Below are 1751 nucleotides of genomic sequence, written 5' to 3' on the forward strand. Positions count from 1 at the left end.
GGCCTGGCCATGGCGCCCCCCGCCGCGGACTCCGCCGTTGCCGGTGGCTCCGCCGACTCCGCCGACTCCGCCGACTCCGCCGACCGAGGCACCATGGCCGCGGTGCCCGCGCCGCGCGAGCGGGTCGCCGCGATGCTCGCCGACCACCCCGATCTGGTCATCTGCAACCACAACGCCCCGGAGCAGGTCGTCATCGGCGGCCCGACCGAGGCCGTCGCCGCCTTCGTCCGCCGCTGCGCCGACGAGGGCCTCGACGCCCGCCCGCTGCCAGTGTCCGCTGCCTTCCACACCCGCTACGTCGCCCACGCGGTCGACCGCTTCGCCGAGGCACTGAGCACGGTCGGCATCGGCGAGCCGACCGCGCCGGTCTACTCCAACACCCGCGGCGCGGCCTACGGCGCGGACAGCGCCGCCAACGCCGCCGTGCTCGCCCGCCAGCTGCTCGAGCCGGTCGAGTTCGTCGACGCGGTCCGCGCCGCGCACGCCGCCGGCTGCGACATCTTCGTCGAGTTCGGCCCGAAGCAGGTGCTGACCCGCCTCGTCCGCCAGATCCTCCCCGACGCCGACGTCGTCGCGATCCCCACCGACGCGGGCCCGCTGGGCAACTCCGACGTCGCCCTCAAGCAGGCGGCCGTGCAGCTCGCCGTGCTCGGCGTCGAACTCGCCGGCATCAACCGGCACCAGGCCGCGCCGCTCGAGGCGATCCCCGCCAAGGGCCCGACGATCACCCTGTCGGCGCCCGAGTACACCCCGGCGTCCCGCAAGGCGGCCTACGACGCGGCGCTGTCCGACGGCTACCGCATCACCACCGCGGCCGCCGTGCCCGCCCCCCGGGCCGAGACCACGACCGAGGTGACCACGGTGAAGTACGTCCCCGCCGACGCGACCGCGTCGATCGGCACCGCCGTCAACGGTTCCGGCACCAACGGCGCGGCTGTGAACGGGTCGAACGTGAACGGATCGAACGTGCACGGCGTGAACGGGGCCGGCGGTAACGGCGCCACCGTGAACGGCGCGGCCATCAACGGCGCGGCCATCAACGGTTCCGCCGCGACCGGGGCTGGCGTCAACGGCGCCGCCGTGAACGGTTACGGCGCGGACCACAACGGCTCCGGGTACCAGCCCGAGCCGGCCGCCGCCCACCACACGCAGCCCGGCCTGGCCGGCCCGACCGACGGGGGAGTGGCGTTGCCCACCGGAGCCGACGTCCTCGCCCAGCAGGTCAACCTGCACGCCGTTTACCTGGAGAGCCAGCTCGACGTGGCCAACCGGCTCGTCGGCGCGCTGCAGGAGTACCAGCGCCGCGGCCAGGCCGACGAGCGCTTCACCGATGCCGTCGCCACCGTCGCAAGCCAGAGCGTGGTGATCGGCCAGACGCACAGCCGGGCCAACGAGGTCCTGGCCCAGCTCGCCGAGCTGGAGTTGGCGACGCTCGACCCCACCGCCCCGCTGGCGGGCACCGGCCGCGGCCCGTCCCTGCCGACGTCGTTCGGCCAGGCACCGGCACGCCGCGAGATCCTCGCCCCCCTGCCCGTCCCGTCCGCCCCCACTGCCGCCCCGAGCCCGGTGACGATTCCGGCCCAGGCTCCTGTCGCGGCTCCGGCTCCAGCTCCGGCCCAGGCTCCTGCCCCGGCGCCGGTCCAGGTCGCGCCGGCGGCTGCCGCAGGCGCGGTGGACCGGGAGGCGGTGCGGGGTGCGCTGGTCGAGGTGGTCGCGGAGAAGACGGGTTATGCCGCGGACATGATCGATAC

Annotated in this window: 1 protein-coding gene; it reads left to right on the forward strand. The window is 75.3% G+C overall.

What is annotated here, in order from left to right; all coding sequences use genetic code 11:
* Positions 1-1751: acyltransferase domain-containing protein (locus ND748_RS34215; protein ID WP_285902611.1), on the forward strand; the 1751-nt coding region annotated here is incomplete at both ends.

It is taken from the genome of Frankia sp. AiPs1, from assembly GCF_023716945.1.
GTDB lineage: Bacteria > Actinomycetota > Actinomycetes > Frankiales > Frankiaceae > Frankia.